The organism is Desulfosporosinus sp. Tol-M2 (assembly GCF_059735615.1).
Map to the genome: position 1 here is coordinate 30,139 of NZ_JCAIJG010000107.1, position 3,223 is coordinate 33,361.

Below are 3,223 nucleotides of genomic sequence, written 5' to 3' on the forward strand. Positions count from 1 at the left end.
AAACGTCCTGTTTGAGTCATGGCAACAGGGACACTTGACCATCCACGGTCGTCGCATTTAGAAAAGAAACAGGATGAGTAAAATCAGCGCAAGTATACCAAGCGTCCCAAGGGTCACAGTGATGCCAAGTGTCGCCAGGTTTATTTGTGCTAAAAGTACATTAGAGAAAAAGGCAATAAAGAAGAACAAGGTCATCGCCAAAATACCCGCCCCCAAGGGCGGGGACCGTAGAAGAGGAACGAGGCTTTTAAATCCATAATCCCAAGTATCTGCTGCCTTGGGCTCCGAACATCCACGCGGTGGGGATGGGGAGCTCTGCGGAAAAACTGCAGGAAAGATGGGATTACTGGATCGAGTTAGCAAAGGCATGGGTGTTTCCTCCATTTCCTGTACCATTTGGAGTTCCTATTCCGGCTCGTTCAATAAGGAATTGGGCAATGATTAAACCAAGGGCGATAAGTAGGTTGCCGGGTGCTCCCGGAACTTCAAATAATGGGACGGTAAACGAAGTATCCGGGCTTCCGTCAAAAGAAGCGAACGAAGTTGAAACAAATAGGGAGACACTTAAATTATCGGGGAAAAGTGGTTCGTCCCCACCGACGGGGCCAGAGCCTTGCCCTGGAACAGGTGAAACGGATGGAACGGTTGAAGGCATAGGGACTTGCCCTTTGATGGTTGCATGCACAAGCTGGTTTAGTTGTCCCAAGGTCAGGGTCTCGGGATAATGAATTGAAATCGTGCGGGATAGGTTTGGAGGATGAACCAAATCTCGTTTAAAAAGAAACGACATGAGCATATCCAAGCCAACTATAATCATTGAGGCAAAGTGGAGTTTGATGGATGCCAAAGGTAAGATCATCGCACTGACAGGGCTAAACTGCAAGTCGCGCCGGATAGGGCTGGTCACTAAGATAGAAAAAGAGAAAGGAGTCGCCGGCAACTGGGGTGAACAGTAATATTGGTTGATCACAACGTTTCTCCTTTCTCAAAGATCTTATCAAAACCAAGTGTGAATCGTTACCCATACCCCTAAGATGACCACGATCAGGAGCGCGATGAACGTCACGGGATGTGTAATATCGTTAACGAATTTAGGTCCCTGATAACCGCCGACTTGCACTTTTCAATAACACTTCCTCTTTATTGTTTTTGAGTAAATCCAAGCGGGAGTTTAAGGCCTTTTAACATTTCCGGCGAAATTTGCATCTTCTCCATAGAGTCTCCGCCGCCGATTCTGTCAAGAATTTGCTGGGCCATGCCTTTTAACTCTTCCGGTATGGGGAGATCATTGGCCGAGGGCATGCCATTCATTGCGGTAGTTAGGGTTAGGTTGACCATGGCCATAAGTTTTTCAAATTTTTGCTGTTGAATAAAGTATGCTTTGATCAGGGGATGTTTATTTATAAGACGGATCTTAAGATCAAGTAGCGCTAGAGATTCTTTTTCAGGAACAACTTTACTGATCATTTGAGTGGTTACCAACCCGCGCTCTTTTTCTTGGTACTGGATAAAGGCTTCTCGGCTTAGAGGATCAGTCATAATGGAAGCTTCTGCAGCTTTTAAACCTTGAATTTCGGGGGTTTGAGACAGGGCTTCACCCAATTCGCGGGCCTTGTCAATGTAACTCATAGGGGCACCTCCTTTTTTCCTTATACAAAATATGCGTTGAAAGGCGTACTGGTGTACGATGGGTTCCTTCGGAGAGATGAAAATAAGATTACAGTTGAGAAGGAGAAGGAAAGTTGAGAATTGCGTAGAATCCCTTCTGTATAGAAAGGGGGAATGTTTATGCGTACATTTCGATTGGAAATACGCTTGATTCAAGCCGCTGCAGGGCTTGCTTTTATCGTGCTGATCGCTGGTTTTTTTGGATTATGGGGACAGGGTGGCAAAGAACCAGTGGGAGGGACAACTATCCAGGGATTAGAATCGAAATCCGCTCAAACCTTGAGCAATTCAAAGATTGTCGCTTTGGGTGACTCGTTTACTTTAGGATATCCGCTTGACGCGGCACATTCCTGGCCTAAGCGCACGGCGGATATTCTGCAGGTTCCGGTGATCAATAAAGGAAAAGGATATCAGACGGCGAAAGATCTGCTCGATCGTTTCGATACGGATGTAGTGGCCGAGCAACCGGGCCGTGTGATTATTTTTGCCGGGATTGGCGATGCGCTTCAGGGGGTACCCCTGGATGAGGTTCAAACAAATATTCAAGCAATGGTGGAGAAGGCAAAAGCCAACCGGATTATTCCAATTTTAGCTTTGCCCCTTGAGTATCCGGGGTTTCGACAAGCCATTAAAGACACTCGCGAATGGGAGATGAATTACGCTTCGACGCAAAATATCATGACATTGGACTTTGCGACTGTGTTGTTTGACGCAGACGGGAAATTCTTAAGCGGTTTATCCTCAGATGGAAAGTATCCGAATGCCAAAGGGTACGTGACGATGGGAGATTATGCAGCAAGCGTCCTCAAGTAAGAGGGTCCGCGAGATACGGCCTGTTTCCCGCGCTTCGGAAAAGGCGGATTAGCGTGCAAGTCGGGACAGTTCTCGACTTGCATTTCTTGCATCTCGCGCCCCGTCGACCCAAGCCGGAGGAAGTTTCTTAGCTTAGAGAGCACGGAGAGAGGAATCGCGTTAATGAGTGAAGTCGATGAGGCTTGAAGAAACGCATTGGTCGCACATTCAGAGAAGCCCAGAGGTTATGCGTTTTAGCCTCAGCGACAAGCGAATAGCGATGGAACGTGTGCGACCGTGCTAAGACACTGACTCACAGGCCAATTAACGTAAAAAAGATAAATCCGATAGTTCCGCCGAGTAGGGCATAACGAGGATGTCGTTCACGAGAGAGGGGCCAGAGCTCCGCGAAGATAAGAAAACTCATTGCACCTGCGGCGAGGGCAAGAAAGAAGGCCAGGGAATTCTGAACACCTTCAAGGGCGAAGATTCCAGCCAAGGCACCAAGTGGAGTGAAAAAGGCGATCCCGATGTTCAGTAGAAGAATTTTCCACCAACGGATTCCAGCCATTCTTAAGGGCGCTGTGGTCGCCATCCCTTCTGGAAGATTGTGTAATGTGATGGCAAAGGCAATAAGAAGGCCAAGGCCGGGGGCAGCTTCTTGGCTGACGGCGATAGCCATGCCTTCAGGGAGATCATGTAAAGCTATCCCAGTTGCAACGAGAAGACCGGTCCTTTTTAGACGTTGACGCCGGGACAGGGG

5 protein-coding genes are annotated in these 3,223 nt (G+C 47.9%); 1 reads left to right on the forward strand and 4 read right to left on the reverse strand.

Annotated elements, in window-relative coordinates; translation table 11 throughout:
* Nucleotides 1-57 precede the first annotated feature (57 nt).
* From AC6I5A_RS07855 to AC6I5A_RS07865, 3 genes are all read right to left on the reverse strand, one after another.
* On the reverse strand, nt 58-369 hold the full coding sequence (locus AC6I5A_RS07855) for a hypothetical protein (RefSeq protein WP_497900594.1): 312 nt from the start codon (nt 367-369) through the stop codon (nt 58-60).
* Complete coding sequence (locus AC6I5A_RS07860) at nt 344-970, reverse strand: hypothetical protein (RefSeq protein WP_034614097.1); 627 nt, start codon at nt 968-970, stop codon at nt 344-346. The genes AC6I5A_RS07855 and AC6I5A_RS07860 overlap by 26 nt, the downstream gene beginning before the upstream one ends.
* Nucleotides 971-1,140: 170 nt before the next feature.
* Nucleotides 1,141-1,629 carry a YlbF/YmcA family competence regulator gene (locus AC6I5A_RS07865; protein WP_034614099.1) on the reverse strand — a complete coding sequence of 163 codons (489 nt, stop codon included), beginning with the start codon at nt 1,627-1,629 and terminating at the stop codon, nt 1,141-1,143.
* Nucleotides 1,630-1,788: 159 nt separating this feature from the next.
* Between AC6I5A_RS07865 and AC6I5A_RS07870 the strand changes: the two genes are divergently transcribed.
* Nucleotides 1,789-2,481 carry a GDSL-type esterase/lipase family protein gene (locus tag AC6I5A_RS07870; RefSeq protein WP_034614101.1) on the forward strand — a complete coding sequence of 231 codons (693 nt, stop codon included), beginning with the start codon at nt 1,789-1,791 and terminating at the stop codon, nt 2,479-2,481.
* A gap of 292 nt (nt 2,482-2,773) precedes the next feature.
* On the opposite strand, the gene AC6I5A_RS07875 is transcribed toward AC6I5A_RS07870, so the two are convergent.
* Nucleotides 2,774-3,223, reverse strand: a 450-nt coding sequence (locus tag AC6I5A_RS07875) for a ZIP family metal transporter (RefSeq protein ID WP_034614103.1), incomplete at its 5' end; no start/stop codon positions are given.